Source organism: Streptomyces sp. NPDC005435, assembly GCF_040703155.1.
Taxonomy (GTDB): Bacteria; Actinomycetota; Actinomycetes; order Streptomycetales; family Streptomycetaceae; genus Streptomyces.
The window spans coordinates 1-17593 of the sequence record NZ_JBEXEQ010000031.1; the positions used below are offsets into that span (position 1 = coordinate 1).

Genomic DNA, 17593 nt, shown 5'->3' on the forward strand with positions numbered 1-17593 from the left:
GATGCTCCGCATCGACTCCCTCCTCCGCCTTGCGACGCACGGCACCAGACGCCGCTCCCTGATCCGGCCTGATCGACGAGACACCCCCTAGCCCCTCTGATAACGTCGTTTTGAAACAGCGTTCGGAAACTCCGGGGGGTCCGTCATGTCCGCGTTCGCTTTACGTCTCTTCCGCTCAACCATCTTCCTGGCCAAGGTGGTTGGCGCAGCCGTGGCGCTGGTCGCCGTCTTTCTCCTGCTGATCGTCCTCACCGGCGGAGCGGGCTGTGGGCTCGCCGCCTGGTGCGTCACCGTGGGGACCGCCGTCGCCGTCGCGCTCCGGCGGGGCAGGGGCCGTACCCGCGCGGCCCGCGCTGTACTGTTCCTGCCCGTGGTCCTCGCGGCGGCGCTCACGGCGTCGGTCTGTGTGCCCACGGTGCCTACCACTCGCCGCTATCTGCCCGCGCTGCCCTCCGTGGAGGTGCGGCACTGGTCCCTGTCGACCGGCAGCCGGGTCGCGGTGTACCACTATCCGCCGACCGGCTCCGCACCCCGCTCGGCCGTCCCGCTCCTCTACCTCAACGGCGGTCCCGTACGCGGGATTTCCCTGCTCGACCACCGCTTTCTGCGGCTGCTGGCGAGTCAGGGGCGCGATGTGTACGCCTACGAACCGGCGGGCGCGGGACGCAGCGAGCTGCTCCCCATGGACCAGTACTCGATATCCCGCTCGGTCCGCGATCTCGGCGCCGTCCTCGACCACCTGGGCGCGGCGAAAGACCAGGGCGCCGCGAAGGACCGGAGTGCCGCGAAAGACCGGGGCACCGCCACCGCCGACATCCTCGGCTTCTCCTCCGGCGCCGTCGTCCTCACCCGCGCCCTCGCCACCCCCATGGTCGCCGCCCACATACATCGCGCGATCATCGCGGAGCCCGGCCCCATGGACGGCCCCACCGCACGCCTCGACGGACAGCGCGGCCGGCCCTCCGCACGCGGACTCGCCCCCGCCCCGACCGGCCCCCGCTCGACCCGCATCCCCCGGTACGCGGTGGCGTTCGGCCTCATGCGCCTCGGGCTCCTCGCCCCGGACACCGGGCTGATCGGACAGGCCGAGGGGGACAACGCGTTCACCGCCGCCGACCTCGGCAGCGACACCGCGTCCGCCTACTGCGCCCGTGACGCGCACCGCATCCCCGCCGAGGACACCGCCCGGAACTTCTCCTTCAGCCCCGCCGCGAGCCTCCGCGTGCAGCGGACGGTGAAGGACTCGCCGTCCCTCGCCCCGCGCCTGAAGCGCTCCCGCGTCCCGGCCATGCTGATGATCGCCGAGTGCTCCTCCCAGGTCCGCCGGTGGGCCACCGCCGTCCTGGCCGCCGACCCCGGCATCCGGCGCACGCAGTACCTGCCCGGCGTCGGCCACCACCTGTGGAACGGCCTGGACGACAACAACCGCCGCGCCGCAGCCGTGATCACCGCGTTCTTGCGGAACAAGCCGGCGCCCCTGCCCGACTATCCGAAGCGCGAGGACATCCCCGCCTTCCTCCGCGCCCACAAGTGAGGCCGCGCGGCCGCCCGTTCAGTCGCGGCCGACGAACTTCCGCGCCAGCCGTTCGCCCAGTTCCACCGCGGCCTCGTGGCTCTCGATGGGAGCGACCTTGGTGCCGTCGCCCGTGAAGAGGATGTACGTCACGCCCGACTCCGCGCCGCCCGTCGCCGGGTCGGGGTCGATGCCCAGGCCCTCGGCGGCGGCGTAGGAGGCCTCGCCGATGATGCGGGAGGGGCCGGTGTCGCCGACGACCGCGTACTCGACCTTGCCGCCGTGGACGACGGCCACCACACCGCCGCCCTTCACGCCGGACTTGGTGTAGTCCCACAGGCCGCTGGAGCCGGGGACCACGATGTAGGGCAGGGCGTCGGCGCGCAGGGGCTTGCCGTCGGACTGGTGGAAGGCGGTGTCGTCCTGGTACCAGGGGTCGCGCTCCTTGTTGCACTTCTCGGTGCGCAGGCCGTCGCAGTCGACGTCCATGTCCGCCTTCCAGAACACCGCGCCCTTGGTGCCGCACACGGGGACGGTGGCCGGCTTCTCCTCGTCGGTGCGGTACAGCCCGTCGGAGATCCGCTCGCAGGACGTCACCTTGGCCAGCAGGTCGGACGCGGACACCGAGCCCTCGCGGGCCGAGCCGGTGGAGCGGTCCATGACGACGTAGAGCGTCGCCGAGGCGAGCAGGACGACGCCGGCCGCGGTGGCCAGGCCCAGGGGGCGGGGGCGCATGGGGCGGGGGCGCATGGGGTGACCCTTCAAGTCGGAAAGGAGAAGGCGGAGTCGGGATCGCCGCGCGCACAAAACCGTCCGCCCCGGCGATGACGGGACGGACGGCCTTGTGGCGTACGGGAGTTCAGGTCACGCTCTGGACCGCAGGCCTCAGACCACGTCGAACTCGGCCGGGTTGGGGCCGAGCCGCTTGTCCTCGTTCAGCGCGCTGATCGCCGCGAGGTCCTCGTCGTCCAGGCTGAAGTCGAACACCTCGATGTTCTCCCTGATCCGCGACGGCGTCACGGACTTGGGGATCACGATGTTGCCGAGCTGGACGTGCCAGCGCAGCACGACCTGCGCGGGCGTACGGCCGTGCTTCTGCGCGATCGCGACGATGGCCGGCACATCGAGGAGGCCCTTGCCCTGGCCGAGCGGCGACCACGCCTCGGTCGCGATGCCCTGCTCGGCGTTGAACTCCCGCGCGGCGCGCTGCTGGAGGTGCGGGTGCAGCTCGATCTGGTCGACCGCCGGGACGATGGAGGTCTCCGAGATCAGCCGCTGAAGGTGCTCGGGAAGGAAGTTGGACACACCGATCGCCCGGATGCGGCCGTCGGAGTACAGCTTCTCGAACGCCTTGTAGGAATCGACGTAGTTGTCCCTGGCCGGCACCGGCCAGTGGATCAGATACAGGTCGAGATAGTCGAGGCCCAGCTTCTCCAGGGACGCGTCGAACGCGCGCAGCGTCGCGTCGTACCCGTGGTCGCTGTTCCAGAGCTTGGTGGTGACGAAAATGTCCTCGCGGGGCAGACCGGAGGCCGCGATGGCCTTGCCGGTGCCGGTTTCGTTGCCGTAGATCGCCGCTGTGTCGATGCTGCGGTACCCGGCCTCCAGCGCCGTGCTGACCGCGTGCTCGGCCTCGCCGTCCGGCACCTGCCAGACACCGAACCCCAGCTGGGGCATCTCGACACCGTTGTTGAGGACGATCGGGGGGACCTTGCTGCTCACGAGCTCTTGATCCTTCGGTTGTGGACAGGGTCGTACACCATCGTCAACGATCACGCGCCCGAATGCATTCCTGACCGGGCGGTCCGTCCGGCCCCGCCCGGGCGGACAGGCCGGCATCAGCCCTGGTAGAGCGCGTCGATCTCCCGCTCGTACGCCTTCTCGATCGCCTTCCGCTTCAGCTTCAGCGACGGCGTCAGCAGCCCGTGCTCCTCGGTGAACGGCTGCACCAGGACCCGGAACGTACGGATCGACTCCGCCTGCGAGACCAGCGTGTTGGCGGCCACCACCGCCCGCCGCACCTCCGTCTCCAGCGCCGGGTCGCGCACCAGCCGGGAGATGTCCGGGCGGGGCTTGCCCTGCATCTGGAGCCAGTGCTCGACCGCCTCCTGGTCGAGGGTGATCAGCGCGGCGACGTACGGGCGGTCGTTGCCGACGACGATGCACTGGTGGACCAGCGGATGGTCGCGCACCCGCTCCTCCAGGACACCGGGGGAGACGCTCTTGCCGCCGGAGGTCACCAGGATCTCCTTCTTGCGGCCGGTGATGGTCAGATAACCGTCCTCGTCCAGCGTGCCCAGGTCACCGGTGGCCAGCCAGCCCTCGTGCAGGGACTCGTCGGTCGCCTTGGGGTTGTTGAGGTAGCCCTGGAAGACGTTCCCGCCGCGCAGCCAGACCTCGCCGTCCTCGGCGACATGCACCGAGACCCCGGGAACGGCCTGGCCGACCGTGCCGTAGCGCGTGCGGTCGGGCGGGTTCGCGGTCGCGGCGGCCGTCGACTCGGTCAGGCCGTAGCCCTCGTAGATCTGCACGCCCGCGCCCGCGAAGAACAGGCCCAGGCGGCGGTCCATCGCCGAGCCGCCGGACATCGCGTTGCGGATGCGGCCGCCCATCGCCGCGCGCACCTTGGAGTACACCAGCTTGTCGAACAGCTGGTGCTGCATCCGCAGCGCCGGGGACGGGCCGGGTCCGGTGCCCCACGCCTTCGCCTCCAGCGCGTCCGCGTAGCGCACCGCCACGTCGACCGCCTTCTGGAACGGGCCCTCCTTGCCGTCCTTCTCCGCCTTGCGGCGGGCCGCCGCGTACATCTTCTCGAAGATGTACGGCACGGCGGTGATGAACGTCGGCCGGAACGCGGCCAGGTCCGGCAGCAGCGCCGAGGCGTGCAGCTCCGGCTGGTGCCCGAAGCGGACCCGGCCCCGGAACGCGGCGACCTCCACCATCCGCCCGAAGACGTGCGCCAGCGGCAGGAACAGCAGCGTGGACGCCTCGTCGCCCTTCTTGGAGTGGAACACCCGCTCCCAGCGGTCGATGATCGCGTCCGCCTCGAACATGAAGTTCCCGTGGGTGAGGACACAGCCCTTGGGTCTGCCCGTGGTGCCCGAGGTGTAGATGATCGTGGCGGTGGCCTCGGGGGTGACCGCGCGGCGGTGCCGGTGCACCAGCTCGTCGTCCAGGTGCGCGCCTGCGTCGTACAACTCCCGTACGCAGCCGTCGTCCAGCTGCCACAGGCGGCCGAGCCGGGGGAGGCGGTCGATGACGGTGGCGATCGTCATCGCGTGGTCCTCGTGCTCGACGACGGCCGCGGTCACCTCCGCGTCGTACAGCATCCAGAAGCACTGTTCGGCCGAGGAGGTCGGGTAGACGGGCACCACCTGGGCGCCGATCGTCCACAGCGCGAAGTCGAACAGCGTCCACTCGTAGCGGGTACGGGACATGATCGCGACGCGGTCGCCGAAGCGGATCCCGTTCGCGAGCAGCCCCTTGGCCAGCGCGAGCACCTCGTCACGGAACTCGGCGGCGGTCACGTCCCGCCACTGGCCCGACGCGTCCTTGCGGCCGAGCGCGATGTGCTGCGGGTCCGTCCGGGCGTACTCGAAGACCGTGTCGGCCAGCCCGCCGGCCGGCGCCGGTGCCGACGTCGTTGTCGTCGGAGGATTGGTGAAGCCCTGCAAGTTTCCGCCCTCCGTTCCTCACAGCGCCGTGACGCTACCCCACCCGTTGGCCGGATGGGAGCCGTCCCGAATCCGGGCAACCCGGGCATTCGTGCCCGCCGTTGCCCGGGAAATGCCCGCACAAGGGGAAGGTACGGACACGACGGGGGCGACCGCTCAGCCGAACCCACCCCAATCTCCACCGAATCTGTACGGGCTGGTCACGGCTTGCCGTCCGGCGGTCCGACGGAGTGCGGGGCTGCTGGGGGCGGGGTTCGGGTGTGCTCGTGGGGTGGTCGGGTGGTGGGCCGAGGTGTGTCGGTGGGGTGTCCGGCGGTGGGGGTTCAGGTGTGCCGGTGGACGGTCGGTGGGGTGGCGGGGCGCGGGGGATCGGGCCTGCTGGTGGGGTGGTCGGGTGGTGGGGGCTCGGGTGGTGCGGGTGGCGTGATGCGGCAGCGGCAGCGGCGGTGTCGGGATGGCGGGGTGCGGGGGCGGCGGGCGCCGGGTGGCGTCCGCCGGGGCGCCCCCGTCGTGCGCACCAGGCGAGTCCGCCCCCGTCCGCACCGGACGGGTCCGCCCTGGCACACGACGGGTCCGCCCTGGCGCGACGGGGGCGCCCCGGCACACGACGGATCCGCCTCGGCACACAGACGGGGGCGGCCCGGCCGGACAGGCCCGAGCCGCCCCTTGCTCGCCGGTGGCGCCCTCCGCAGGGCGCCACCGGCCCGGCATCTACCGCCGTCCGGGCACCGGCGACTCCACCGGCGCCCCGCCCGCCGTCGGCCGCTCCGCGGCGGGGCGCGGGGTGCGGACCACGGCCAGGACCAGGGCGCCCGCCGCCAGACCGGCGATGCCCGCCGTCAGGAGGGCGCGGTTCAGGCCGGAGGCGAAGGCCGCGTGCAGGACCTCGTCCGGGAAGCTCGCCCGCAGCGCGCCCGCCGCGCCGCCCGCCAGGGCGTGGGCCGCTCCGTGGGGGAGCGTGGACTCCATGCGCGAGGTGAGGATCGTGCCGAAGACGGCGACCCCGAGGGCGTAGCCCAGCTGCCGCACGGTGTTGACCGCGCCGCCCGCCATGCCGGCCCGGTGCGGCTGGACCGAGGCGAGCGCGGCCCCGGCGACGGTCGGCGAGACCAGGCCCGTACCCGCGCCCACCAGCACGAACCCGGGGATCAGTGCCGTCCAGTCGGACCCGGCCGACAGCACCGCCTGGCACAGGCACCCCGCGCCGATCAGCAGCAGCCCGCCGCCGATGGTCAGCCGGGACGGCGCCCCGTGCAGCAGCCGCCCCACCAGCACCGCGACGATCATCGCCGCGACCGTCATCGGCAGCAGCGTCAGCCCGCTGCGCACCGGGCTCATGCCCAGCAGCGTCTGCATCCACAGCGAGAGATACGGCGTCACCCCGAACGCCACCGCGTTGAAGGCGAAGGCCCCCGCCATCACGCCCACGAACGTACGGTTGCGCAGCAGCGACAGGTCCAGCAGCGGATGCGCCACCCGCCGCTCCACCAGCACGAACACCACCAGCGCCAGCAGCGCGCAGCCGAACGCCGTGAGCGTCACGGGCGCACTCCAGCCGTCCTCACCGGCCCGTACGACGGCGTACGTCAGCCCGCCCGCGAACGCCGCGAAGGCCGCCGTACCCGCCCAGTCCACCCGCTGCCAGGCGCTCCCCGAGCCGCCGCCCCGCGACTCCGGCACCACGCGCAGGGTCAGCCACACCGCCGCCACGCTCACCGGCAGGTTCACGAAGAAGATCCACCGCCAGCCGGGACCCTCGGCCAGCAGGCCGCCCAGCACCGGTCCGACCGCCGCCGCGCCGCCGCTCACCGCGCCCCACACACCGAGCGCCACCGACCGCTGCTTTCCCTGGTACACCGAGCCGAGCAGCGGCAGCGTCGTCGCGAACATCGCCGCCGCGCCCACGCCCTGCACCACCCGCGCCGCCACCAGCATCCCGGGCCCGGCCGCGAGCCCGCACAGCAGCGAGGCCGCCGCGAACAGCACCACGCCCGCGACGTACGTACGCCGCCGCCCCAGCACGTCCGCCGCCGCGCCCGCGCCGAGCAGCAGCGCGGCGAGCGCGAGCGCGTAACCGTCCACCACCCACTGGAGGTCGCCCAGCGACGCGCCCAGCGCGTGGCTCATGTCCGGCAGCGCCACCACCACGATCGTCACATCCAGCAGCAGCATGAATGTGCCCAGGCACACCGCCGTGAGCGTCCCCCAGGTCCGCATGACCCGCCTCCCGCCATTTCCTTCTCCGTACACCGTGACGCGCGACCGCGCCCTCGCCCGTACGATGCGCGGGACCGGGCCGGACACCCCGGCCACGGCCCTCGGGCCGGTGGAAACCGACGGGGAAGCCCATGCAGACGACGAAACCCGACACGTTCGACCCGCTGGACGTGCTGATCCTCTCCGCCCTGGAGGTCGACGCCCGCGCCTCCTTCGCCCGCATCGGGCAGGTCCTCGGCGTCTCCGACCAGACCGTCGCCCGCCGCTACCGCCGCCTCACCGCCGAGGCCGGCCTGCGGGTCGTCGCCCGGCGCGACGCGTTCGTCCTCGGCCAGGACCAGTGGATGCTGCGGCTGCGCTGCGCCCCCGACAGCACCCCCGTCATCGCCGACGCCCTCGCCAAACGCCCCGACACCTCCTGGATCGGGCTGGCCTCCGGCGGCACCGAGATCGTCTGCATGACCCACCCGCGCAGCCCCGGCGACCACGACGACCTCCTGCTCGGCAAACTCCCGCGCACCCCCAGCGTGATGGAGGTCCACGCCCAGCAACTGCTGCACCGCTTCGACGGCGGCCCGAGCGGCTGGATCGTCAAGTCCGGCGCCCTCGACGCGGAACAGGCCGCCGCGCTACGGCCCCGCCACCCCGCCCGCCCGGCGGCCGAGGCCCGCATCGAACCCGAGGACGAACCCCTGCTCGCCGTCCTCCGGCGCGACGGCCGCGCCGGACACCAGGAACTCGCGCGCGCCACCGGCCGCTCCGAGTCGGCCGTCAAGCGCCGCCTCGCCGCGCTGCTCGCCTCGGGGGCGATCTACATCGACATCGAGTACGACTACGAACTCTCCGGGCAGGCCCGTACCGCCGCGCTGTGGATCACCACCGAGCCCGCCGCCCTGCACTCCGTCGGCGAGGCCCTCTCCGGCCACGCCGAGGTCGCCTTCGCCGCGGCCACCACCGGCCCCTCCCACCTCGTCGCCACCGTCGTCGTCCGCGACACCGCCAGCCTGTACGCCTACCTCAGCGGACCGCTCGGGCGGCTGGCGGGGGTACGGCATGTGGAGACGACGCCGTTCTTGCGGCGGGTGAAGCAGTTGACGTATCGCGGGGGGCGGTGACGCGGGCGCTGGCCTGGGGTCGCTGTGCGGGGGGCTCGACTGGGGGTCGCTGTCTGGGGGGTGCTGATGGGGGCGGCTGGATCTAAGGGGCGTTGCTTGGGGTGGTCGGCGGGGGCTGCCCGACCCCGGAGTCGCTGCCGGAGGCTGCTCGACTGGGAGTGGCTGTCCGGGGCTGCTGGTGGGGGCGGCTCGGCTGGGAGCCGCTGGCCGAGGTTGCTGATGGGGCTGCTTGACCGGGGGCGGTGCCTGGGGTTGCCGGCGGGGGCTGCTTGACCCGGAGTCGCTGCCCGAGGCTGCTCGGCTGGGAGCGGTTGTCCGGGGCTGCTGGTGTGGGGAGGCTCGGCTGGGAGCCGCTGGCCGAGGTTGCTGATGGGGGCGGCTGGACCGAGGGGGCGTTGCTTGGGGTTGTCGGCGGGGGCTGCCCGACCCCGGAGTCGCTGCCGGAGGCTGCTCGACTGGGAGCGGCTGTCCGGGGCTGCTGGTGGGGGCGGCTCGGCTGGGAGCCGCTGGCCGAGGTTGCTGATGGGGGCTGCTTGACCGGGGGCGGTGCCTGGGGTTGCCGGCGGGGGCTGCTTGCCCCGGAGTCGCTGCCCGAGGCTGCTCGACTGGGAGCGGTTGTCCGGGGCTGCTGGGGTGGGGGAGGCTCGGCTGGGAGCCGCTGTCCGGGGTTGCTGATGGGGGCAGCTCGACCCGGAGCCGCTGCCCGGAGCCGGCTGCCCGGAGCCGGCTGTCCGAGGCCGCTGACCTGGCGCTGCTGTCGGGCCCCCCGGATCGCCGGTCCGGACAGGGGGCATGATGGAAGCCGGTCCGCCGCCCCTGCCGTCCAGCACCCGGAGCACCGTGAAACGCCCGCATCTGCCCCGTCGGCTGCCCGTCGACCCGTACATCCTGCTGCTGCTCGCGACGGTGGGCGTCGCGGCGCTGTTCCCGGCGGGCGGCACCGGCGCGGCCGTGGCCTCCGGCGCCTCCACGGCGGCCATCGCCTTCCTCTTCTTCCTCTACGGCGCCCGCCTCTCCACCCGCGAGGCGCTCGACGGACTGCGCCACTGGCGGCTCCACCTCACCGTGCTGGCCTGCACCTTCCTCCTCTTCCCGGTGCTCGGCCTGGCCGCGCGGGGCCTGGTGCCGTACGTCCTGACCCAGCCGCTCTACCAGGGCCTGCTCTTCCTCACCCTGGTCCCCTCCACCATCCAGTCGTCCATCGCCTTCACCTCGATCGCGCGCGGGAACGTGCCCGCCGCCATCTGCGCGGGCTCCTTCTCCTCGCTCGTCGGCATCGTCCTCACCCCGCTGCTCGCGGCCGCGCTGCTCGGCGGCAGCGGGGGCTTCTCCGCCGACTCCCTTCTGAAGATCGTGCTCCAGCTGCTGGTGCCGTTCCTCGCCGGGCAGTTGCTGCGGCGCTGGATCGGCGGGTTCGTCACGCGTCACAAGAAGGTGCTCGGCCTCGTCGACCGGGGCTCGATCCTGCTCGTCGTCTACACCGCCTTCAGCGAGGGCATGGCCCAGGGCATCTGGCACCAGGTGAGCCCGCTGCGGCTCGGCGCGCTGCTCGGGGTGGAGGCGGTGCTGCTTGCCGCGATGCTGTGCCTGAGCTGGTACGGCGCCCGGGCGCTCGGTTTCGGCCGCGCGGACCGCGTCGCGATCCAGTTCGCGGGCTCGAAGAAGTCCCTCGCCTCGGGACTGCCCATGGCGAGCGTGCTGTTCGGAGCGCACGCCTCGCTGGCGGTGCTGCCGCTGATGCTGTTCCACCAGATGCAGCTGATGGTGTGCGCGGTGATCGCGAAGCGGCGGGCGGCGGACGGGCCGGAGTCTCCCGCCGTCCCCCGCACACCGCCGAACGCGTTCAATTCACCGGCCCGTTGACCGGGATTGACGCCACGGACCGAAGGCGACGGCTAACGTTCCGTCATGACCGCAGCCCCCGTACTAGACCCGCAGCGCACCGCCCTCGTCCTCGTCGACCTGATGGAACGTATCGTCGCGCTGCCCCTGGAACCCCGTAAGGGCGTCGAAGTCCTGTCCGCCGCCGAGGAGTTGGCGTCCGTCTTCCGGTCCGCCGGCGCCCCGGTCGTCCTCGTCCGGGTCGAGCGGCCCGCCGTCGCCGAGCAGCCGCCGGGCAGCGGGCTCGTCGCCGGGCTGCGGCGCGCGGGCGACGTCGAGGTGGTCAAGCGGACCATCGGCGCCTTCCAGGACACCGACCTCGACGCGCGGCTGCGCGAGCGCGGCATCACCACCCTCGTCTTCGGCGGCATCACCACCAACCTCGGCGTCGAATCCACCGCCCGCGCAGCCGCCGACCTCGGCTACGCCCTCGTCTTCGCCGAGGACGCGATGGCAGCGTTCACAGCCGCGGAACACGAGGCATCGGTACGACTCGACTTCCCCCGACTGGGCACGGTGGTACGGGCGGCGGAGGTGCGGTTCGGGGCGGGGGAGTGAGGGCGCGCTGCCGCTGGGCCTGGGGGTGTTGATGTTGAGGCTGAGTGGGGGGCGGTACTGAGGACGAGGGGGCGGGCGGAATCCGGGGCGGGGCCGCCGGCGAAGCTGAGCGGGCCGACGCGGGGGCTGGGCGGAGCCGACGCGGAGGCCGGCCGGGACCGACACCAAGGCCAGGACCAGCCCCGTACCGACCGCTGGACGCACAACCCCTACCGCTCACCGCATCCCGTCGCCCCGCCACCTTCTCAACTCCCGTGCCCCGTCCTACCGTCCGGCCCCATGAGCAGCCCCCCTGTCGCATCCGCGGGGTGGAGCCGGTGGCTGGTCCCGCCCGCCGCCCTCTCCGTCCATCTGTCCATCGGCCAGGCCTACGCCTGGAGCGTGTTCAAGCCGCCCCTGGAATCCGCCCTGCATCTGGACGGCACGCAGAGCGCGCTGCCGTTCCAGCTGGCGATCGTGATGCTCGGCCTGTCCGCCGCGTTCGGCGGCACGCTCGTCGAGCGCAACGGCCCGCGCTGGGCGATGACCGTCGCCCTGGTCTGCTTCTCCTCCGGGTTCCTGATCTCCGCGCTCGGCGCGCAGACCGAGCAGTACTGGCTGATCGTCCTCGGCTACGGCTTCATCGGCGGCATCGGCCTCGGCATCGGCTACATCTCGCCCGTCTCCACCCTCATGAAGTGGTTCCCGGACCGGCCCGGCATGGCCACCGGCATCGCCATCATGGGCTTCGGCGGCGGCGCGCTGATCGCCTCGCCGTGGTCGGCGCAGATGCTGGAGTCCTTCGGCACCGGTCCGCACGGGATCGCGCTGGCGTTCCTCGTCCACGGACTGTCGTACGCGGTGTTCATGTCCCTCGGCGTGCTGCTGATCCGCGTCCCGCGCGCGCCCGAGCGGACGACTACGGGCGGGACGGTTGCCGCCGCACCCCTCGGTGTCCAGGTCTCCGCCCGCAGCGCCGTGCGCACCCCCCAGTTCTGGTGCCTGTGGGTCGTCCTGTGCACGAACGTCACGGCGGGCATCGGCATCCTGGAGAAGGCCGCCCCGATGATCACGGACTTCTTCGCGGACAGCTCCGCCCCGGTGTCCGCGTCGGCCGCGGCCGGCTTCGTCGCGCTCCTCTCGGCGGCGAACATGGCGGGCCGCATCGGCTGGTCCTCCGCCTCCGACCTGATCGGCCGGAAGAACATCTACCGCGTCTACCTGGGCGTCGGCGCGCTGATGTACCTTCTGATCGCCCTGTTCGGCGACACCACGAAGCCCCTCTTCGTCCTCTGCGCCCTGGTGATCCTCTCCTTCTACGGCGGCGGCTTCGCCACGATCCCGGCGTACCTGAAGGACCTGTTCGGCACGTACCAGGTCGGCGCCATCCACGGCCGCCTGCTCACCGCCTGGTCCACCGCGGGCGTCCTCGGCCCGCTGATCGTCAACTGGATCGCCGACCGCCAGGAGGACGCGGGCAAGCACGGCCCCGCCTTGTACGGGCTCTCCTTCGCCATCATGATCGGCCTGCTCGTCGTCGGCTTCGCCGCCAACGAACTCGTCCGCCCCGTCCACGCCCGCCACCATGTGCCCGACCCGAAGGAGGCCGCCGATGGCCGGCGAGAGCAGCCCGCGTGACCCCGAGAGCGGCCCGCGTGCCCCCGAGGGCCGCCCGCGTGATCTGAGGGGCCTGATCGCCTTCTCCTGGCTGTGGGTGTCGGCGCCGCTGGCGTACGGGGTGTACGAACTCGTACGGAAGGCGACACAGCTGTTCACCGGGTGAGGGCCCCCTGTCGCGGAGCGTGGGCCTGAGCCCGGCGCCCCCGGAAACGCTGCGTGTTCGGACGTCCGAGGGTCTGCGGGAAGCCGACAACTCGGATGCCCGTTTCCTGTGGCTTCACGTGCCCGCGTACCCGTGAGTCACTGATCAGACTGGACGGTCCCGTGACTTACGGCGACAAGGGGACCCTCGACATGACCGGCACGCGCATCACCGCGATCGGGCACTACCAGCCCGCCAAGGTGCTCACCAACGAGGACCTGGCGGGCATGGTCGACACCAGCGACGAATGGATCACCAGCCGGGTCGGCATCCGTACGCGGCACATCGCGGGCCCCGACGAGCCGGTGGACGAGCTGGCGGCGCACGCGGCGGCCAAGGCCCTCGCGACGGCGGGCCTGGCGCCCGAGGACATCGACCTGGTCCTGGTCGCCACCTCCACGGCCGTCGACCGCTCCCCGAACACCGCCGCCCGCGTCGCGGCCCGCCTCGGCATCCCGCAGCCGGCCGCCATGGACGTGAACGTGGTCTGCGCCGGGTTCACCCACGCCCTGGCGACCGCCGACCACACGGTACGGGCGGGCGCCGCGACCCGTGCGCTGGTCATCGGCGCGGACAAGATGTCCGAGGTCACGGACTGGTCCGACCGTACGACGTGCGTCCTGGTCGGCGACGGGGCGGGCGCGGCCGTGGTCGAGGCGGGTACGGCGGGTCAGGAGCCCGGGATCGGCCCGGTGCTGTGGGGCTCGGTGCCGGAGATGGGCAACGCCGTCCGCATCGAGGGCATGCCGCCGAGGTTCGCCCAGGAGGGGCAGAGCGTGTACCGCTGGGCCACCACCCAGCTGCCCCCCATCGCCCGCCGGGCCTGCGAGAAGTCCGGCATCGAGCCCGCCGACCTCGCCGCCGTCGTCCTCCACCAGGCCAACCTGCGCATCATCGAGCCGCTGGCCCACAAGATCGGCGCCGTGAACGCCGTCGTCGCCCGCGACGTCACCGAGTCCGGCAACACCTCCGCCGCCAGCATCCCCCTCGCCCTCTCCAAGCTCATCGAACAGGGCGCCGTCCGCACCGGCGACCCCATCCTCCTCTTCGGCTTCGGCGGCAACCTCTCGTACGCGGGCCAGGTGATCCGCTGCCCGTGAGGGCCCCGCTCACTCGGGGTTACCTATTTGTGGCTCTCCGTACCGCCAGGCCCACCCCCCTCCCATGGCACGAATACGCAGGTGAAACCCACTCCGAAACCTTGGTATTGTTGTCCATGTCGCCGAGGGGAACACACCCCGAAGGCGACAGACACCTAGTCCGGGTGGCGGAATGGCAGACGCGCTAGCTTGAGGTGCTAGTGCCCTTTATCGGGCGTGGGGGTTCAAGTCCCCCCTCGGACACCAGCAAAAACCCCAGTTGATCTGGGGTTTTTCTGTTTTTCCGGGCCGTGTGGCCGACGGCGAGGGGCTCTTCCCCGGCTGAGCCAGGGGAGCGGGCCCCGGCCCGGGGGCCTAGCTCTCCCAGCGCACCGGCAGACTCCGCGGCCCCCTGATCAGCATTCCGTCGCGCCAGGTGAGGGCGGCGGGGTGGGTGTCGAGGGTGAGGGTGGGGAAGCGGGTGAGGAGGGAGGTGAGGGCGAGGCGGGCTTCCAGGCGGGCGAGGGGGGCGCCGAGGCAGTAGTGGATGCCGTGGCCGAAGGCGACGTGGCCGCCGGCGGGGCGGCGGATGTCGAAGTCGTCGGGGGCGGGGAAGCGGGCGGGGTCGTGGTTGGCGTCGGCCAGGGCCACCAGGACCAGTTGGCCGTCGCCGGGGATCGGGGTGCCGCCGATCTCGATCGGTTCGGTGGTGAACCGGAAGGTCGGGGTCTCCACCGGGCCGTCGTAACGGAGCATCTCCTCCACCGCGTTGGGCATGAGCGTCATGTCCGCGCGCAGGGCGGCCAGTTGGTCGGGGTGGGTGAGCAGGGCCAGGACACCGTTGGAGATCAGGTTGACCGTGGTCTCGTGGCCGGCGACCAGCAACAGCCAGGCGGTGCCGAGCAGTTCGTCGTGGGAGAGGCGGTCGCCGTCCTCGTCGGTGGTGCGGACGAGGTCGCTCATCAGGTCCTGGCCGGGAGACTTGCGCTTGCGCTCCATCAACTCGGCCAGATACGCCGCCGTTTCGCGCGTCGCCGCCTGCCGTGTCGCCGGGTCGGCGCTGGAGAGGACCGTGTTCGTCCAGTCGCGGAAGGCGGCCCGGTCCAGGGTCGGTACGCCGAGCAGTTCACAGATGACCGAGATCGGCAGCGGGAACGAGAGCGCCTCGACCAGGTCGGCCCGGCCCTCCGGCAGCGCGGTCATCGCGTCGAGCAGCTCGTCGGTGATCTGCTGGACGCGCGGGGCGAGTTGTTCGATGCGGCGCGGGGTGAACTCCCGTACCACCAGCTTGCGCAGCCGTCCGTGGTCCGGCGGGTCCTGGTTGAGCATGTGGGGTCCCGCGGCCGGACTGGCGATCGGGAACGAGGGCGAGGCGTTGTCCCACCGCTTCGACAGCCGCGGGTCCGTGAGCGCCGCCCGCCCGGCCTCGTACCCGACGACGAGCCATGCCTCGGCCCCCTCCGGAATCCGCACCCGGTGCACGGGGCCGCGCTCGCGCAGTGCCGCGTACACCGGATAGGGGTCGCGGACGAAGTCCTCGCCCATCGCCACCAGGTCGATCAGTTCGCTCGTGGTCACCGTCTGCCCCCGTTCGTCGGCTCGCCCCGACGCTAGCAGCGGGCACCGGCGGGACGAAGGCCGAAATCGGCGCATGATCGTCTGGCTGAAACCGGTGGGGTGCGAAAGGGATTGTGGAGTCGGCGGCCGCTTGTTATCGTCACTTCGACGTTAACGGGAGGGGTGGGAACGGCATGACTGTTCCGGACATGCTCGGCGGCCTGATCGCGCCGCTGAACCAGCAGGTGTTCCAGCTGGGCCAGGACGCGGTCACCTGGTCCGAACTGCTCGGCTTCGCCACCGGCGCGGTGTGCGTGTGGCTGTGCGTGCGGACCAGCGTGTGGAACTTCCCCGTCGGCATCGCCAACAACCTGTTCTTCCTCGCCCTGTTCTGGAGCGCCCGCCTGTACGCGGACGCCTCGCTCCAGGTCGTCTACCTCGTACTCGCCGCCCACGGCTGGCTGTTCTGGCTGCGCGGCGGCGAACGGCGCTCCCGGCGGCGCGTGGGCCACGCGTCCGGTACCACCCTGCTCGTCCTGCTCGCGCTGCTGGTCCCCGTCACCTGGGGGCTGACCGTCCTGCTGACCCGCGCACACGACGTCGCGCCCTTCTGGGACGCGCTGACCACGGCACTCTCGCTGGCCGCGCAGTGGCTGCTCAACACCAAGCGGATCGAGAACTGGTACTTCTGGATCGCCGCCGACCTCGTCTACATCCCGCTGTACTTCAGCAAGGGACTCGATCTCACCGGCATCGTCTACGTGCTGTTCCTGGGCCTGTGCCTGCTGGGATGGCGGTCCTGGCGGGGCGAGTCGACGGCGGCCCGGTCCGTGGCGGAAGCGGGCGACGGGACCGGCACCGGCGGCCCGGGGGACACCGGCGCCACCGACCGGACGGTGACCGCGTGAGCACGACACCCTTCGCCCACGGCCTGGTCATCGGCAAGTTCTACCCGCCCCACTCCGGCCACCACTTCCTGATCCGCTCCGCCGCCGACTCCTGCGCGCGGGTCACGGTCGTCGTCATGGCGGCCGGGCACGAGTCGATCCCGCTCGCCGAACGCGTCGCCTGGATACGCGAACACTGGGCCGGACGGCCCGAGGTGGCGGTCGTCGGCATCGTCGACGACCTGCCCGTCGACTACGACAGCGCGGAACTCTGGGACGGACACGTCGCGTTGATGCGTCAGGCGGTGACCGCCGGCCCCCACGACACCGACGTGGACGCGGTGTTCAGCTCCGAGCCCTACGGCACGGAACTCGCCCGACGCTTCGGCGCCGCACCGGTGTTGCTGGACCCCGCCCGTACGACCTTCGCCGTATCCGGCACCAAGGTGCGCGCCGACCCCGTCGCCCACTGGGACGAGATCGAACCGCCGGTGCGCGCCTGGTTCGCCCGCCGGGTCGTCGTCCTCGGCGCGGAGTCCACCGGAACCACCACGCTCTCCCGCGACCTCGCCACCGCCCTGCGCGCCCGGGGCGGCGCCCACGCCCTCACCCGCTGGGTGCCGGAGTACGGCCGCGAACTGACCGTCCTCAAACTCGCCCGTGCCCGTGCCCTCGCCGCCCCGGACCGCCCGGTCCCGACCGTCGCCGAACTCGACTGGGACGACGGCGACTTCGAGACGGTCGCCCACCGCCAGAACGGCATCGAGCAGAACGCCGCCCGCACCGGCGGACCCGTACTCGTCTGCGACACCGACGCGTTGGCCACCACCGTCTGGCAGGAACGCTACCGGGGCCGCACCACCGCCTCGGTCCACGCCCTCGCCGCCACCATGCCGCCCCGTGCCCTCTACCTGCTCACCTCCCACCAGGACGTCCCCTTCGACGACGACGGCCTCCGCGACGGCGAGCACCTCCGCCCCTGGATGACCGACCGCTTCCGCGAGGTCCTCACCGGCTCCGGCGTGGAGTGGCTCGAGGTCTCGGGGGACCGGCAGGCGCGGCTTGGGCGTGCGCTTGCCGCCGTGGACCGGGTTCTGGGGGAGGGGTGGGGGCTGGCGGATCCGTTGGGGTGAGGGGGCGCCGGGGGCGGGGCCGCCGCCGGGGAGGGAACGGCACCGCGGTTCCGGCCCGCCGGACGGCCAAGACGGCGGATTTCCGCCCGTAACCCCCGTATGAGCACGTCCGCGAAGTGCCATGCCGGGCCCCGGCTCGGTGCGGGACACTCGGTACCCCCGATGGTCGGACCGTCTG

At 72.4% G+C, this 17593-nt stretch carries 14 protein-coding genes and 1 tRNA gene; 10 read left to right on the forward strand and 5 right to left on the reverse strand.

Translation table 11 applies throughout. The features are described from left to right. Window positions 1-145 precede the first annotated feature (145 nt). The gene (locus AB0898_RS29440) at window positions 146-1534 is read left to right on the forward strand and encodes an alpha/beta hydrolase (RefSeq protein ID WP_366806078.1); all 1389 of its coding nucleotides are present in this window, start codon (window positions 146-148) and stop codon (window positions 1532-1534) included. An 18-nt stretch (window positions 1535-1552) separates the two neighbouring features. Here the strand turns inward: AB0898_RS29440 and AB0898_RS29445 are convergent, their stop codons facing one another. The 4 genes from AB0898_RS29445 to AB0898_RS29460 form a co-directional block, all read right to left on the reverse strand. Next, window positions 1553-2248, reverse strand: a complete 696-nt coding sequence (locus tag AB0898_RS29445; protein WP_366806127.1) for a glycoside hydrolase family 75 protein — start codon at window positions 2246-2248, stop codon at window positions 1553-1555. Between the two features lie 150 nt (window positions 2249-2398). Further along, window positions 2399-3235, reverse strand: coding sequence for an aldo/keto reductase (locus tag AB0898_RS29450; protein WP_366806079.1), 837 nt, complete (start codon window positions 3233-3235; stop codon window positions 2399-2401). 116 nt (window positions 3236-3351) lie between these two features. Next, on the reverse strand, window positions 3352-5187 hold the full coding sequence (locus tag AB0898_RS29455; RefSeq protein WP_366806080.1) for a long-chain fatty acid--CoA ligase: 1836 nt from the start codon (window positions 5185-5187) through the stop codon (window positions 3352-3354). A gap of 711 nt (window positions 5188-5898) precedes the next feature. Next, complete coding sequence (locus AB0898_RS29460) at window positions 5899-7404, reverse strand: MFS transporter (protein ID WP_366806081.1); 1506 nt, start codon at window positions 7402-7404, stop codon at window positions 5899-5901. A gap of 131 nt (window positions 7405-7535) precedes the next feature. Between AB0898_RS29460 and AB0898_RS29465 the strand changes: the two genes are divergently transcribed. The 7 genes from AB0898_RS29465 to AB0898_RS29495 all read left to right on the forward strand — a co-directional run bounded on the left by AB0898_RS29465 (window position 7536) and on the right by AB0898_RS29495 (window position 14105). Then, window positions 7536-8519: an Lrp/AsnC family transcriptional regulator gene (locus AB0898_RS29465; RefSeq protein WP_366806082.1), complete on the forward strand. Its 984-nt coding sequence runs from the start codon at window positions 7536-7538 to the stop codon at window positions 8517-8519. A gap of 795 nt (window positions 8520-9314) precedes the next feature. Next, window positions 9315-10382 carry a bile acid:sodium symporter family protein gene (locus AB0898_RS29470; protein WP_407078428.1) on the forward strand — a complete coding sequence of 356 codons (1068 nt, stop codon included), beginning with the start codon at window positions 9315-9317 and terminating at the stop codon, window positions 10380-10382. 45 nt (window positions 10383-10427) lie between these two features. Further along, entirely contained in the window at window positions 10428-10958 is a 531-nt protein-coding gene (locus AB0898_RS29475) for an isochorismatase family protein (protein WP_366806084.1), read from the forward strand. A gap of 279 nt (window positions 10959-11237) precedes the next feature. Next, window positions 11238-12575, forward strand: a complete 1338-nt coding sequence (locus tag AB0898_RS29480) for an OFA family MFS transporter (RefSeq protein ID WP_366806085.1) — start codon at window positions 11238-11240, stop codon at window positions 12573-12575. Further along, window positions 12550-12720, forward strand: coding sequence for a hypothetical protein (locus AB0898_RS29485; protein ID WP_366806086.1), 171 nt, complete (start codon window positions 12550-12552; stop codon window positions 12718-12720). Before AB0898_RS29480 ends, AB0898_RS29485 begins: the two co-directional genes overlap by 26 nt. 191 nt (window positions 12721-12911) lie before the next feature. After that, a complete protein-coding gene (locus AB0898_RS29490) occupies window positions 12912-13859 on the forward strand; it encodes a beta-ketoacyl-ACP synthase III (RefSeq protein WP_366806128.1) in 948 nt (315 codons plus the stop codon). A 158-nt stretch (window positions 13860-14017) separates the two neighbouring features. Next, window positions 14018-14105, forward strand: a tRNA-Leu gene (locus tag AB0898_RS29495). Window positions 14106-14213: 108 nt separating this feature from the next. Here AB0898_RS29495 and AB0898_RS29500 read toward each other — a convergent pair. Further along, complete coding sequence (locus tag AB0898_RS29500; protein ID WP_366806087.1) at window positions 14214-15416, reverse strand: cytochrome P450; 1203 nt, start codon at window positions 15414-15416, stop codon at window positions 14214-14216. Between the two features lie 173 nt (window positions 15417-15589). Between AB0898_RS29500 and pnuC the strand changes: the two genes are divergently transcribed. Both pnuC and AB0898_RS29510 read left to right on the forward strand, forming a co-directional pair. Beyond that, on the forward strand, window positions 15590-16303 hold the full coding sequence (gene pnuC, locus AB0898_RS29505; RefSeq protein ID WP_366806088.1) for a nicotinamide riboside transporter PnuC: 714 nt from the start codon (window positions 15590-15592) through the stop codon (window positions 16301-16303). Further along, entirely contained in the window at window positions 16300-17415 is a 1116-nt protein-coding gene (locus AB0898_RS29510) for an AAA family ATPase (protein WP_366806089.1), read from the forward strand. Before pnuC ends, AB0898_RS29510 begins: the two co-directional genes overlap by 4 nt. Window positions 17416-17593 lie beyond the last annotated feature (178 nt).

Coding starts and splice junctions, on each gene's coding strand:
- AB0898_RS29465 (WP_366806082.1), top strand. CDS start 7,536: ATGCAGACGACGAAACCCGACACGTTCGACCCGCTGGACGTGCTGATC.
- AB0898_RS29445 (WP_366806127.1), bottom strand. CDS start 2,248: ATGCGCCCCCGCCCCCTGGGCCTGGCCACCGCGGCCGGCGTCGTCCTG.
- AB0898_RS29480 (WP_366806085.1), top strand. CDS start 11,238: ATGAGCAGCCCCCCTGTCGCATCCGCGGGGTGGAGCCGGTGGCTGGTC.
- AB0898_RS29460 (WP_366806081.1), bottom strand. CDS start 7,404: ATGCGGACCTGGGGGACGCTCACGGCGGTGTGCCTGGGCACATTCATG.
- AB0898_RS29470 (WP_407078428.1), top strand. CDS start 9,315: ATGGAAGCCGGTCCGCCGCCCCTGCCGTCCAGCACCCGGAGCACCGTG.
- AB0898_RS29475 (WP_366806084.1), top strand. CDS start 10,428: ATGACCGCAGCCCCCGTACTAGACCCGCAGCGCACCGCCCTCGTCCTC.
- pnuC (WP_366806088.1), top strand. CDS start 15,590: ATGACTGTTCCGGACATGCTCGGCGGCCTGATCGCGCCGCTGAACCAG.
- AB0898_RS29485 (WP_366806086.1), top strand. CDS start 12,550: ATGGCCGGCGAGAGCAGCCCGCGTGACCCCGAGAGCGGCCCGCGTGCC.
- AB0898_RS29490 (WP_366806128.1), top strand. CDS start 12,912: ATGACCGGCACGCGCATCACCGCGATCGGGCACTACCAGCCCGCCAAG.
- AB0898_RS29440 (WP_366806078.1), top strand. CDS start 146: ATGTCCGCGTTCGCTTTACGTCTCTTCCGCTCAACCATCTTCCTGGCC.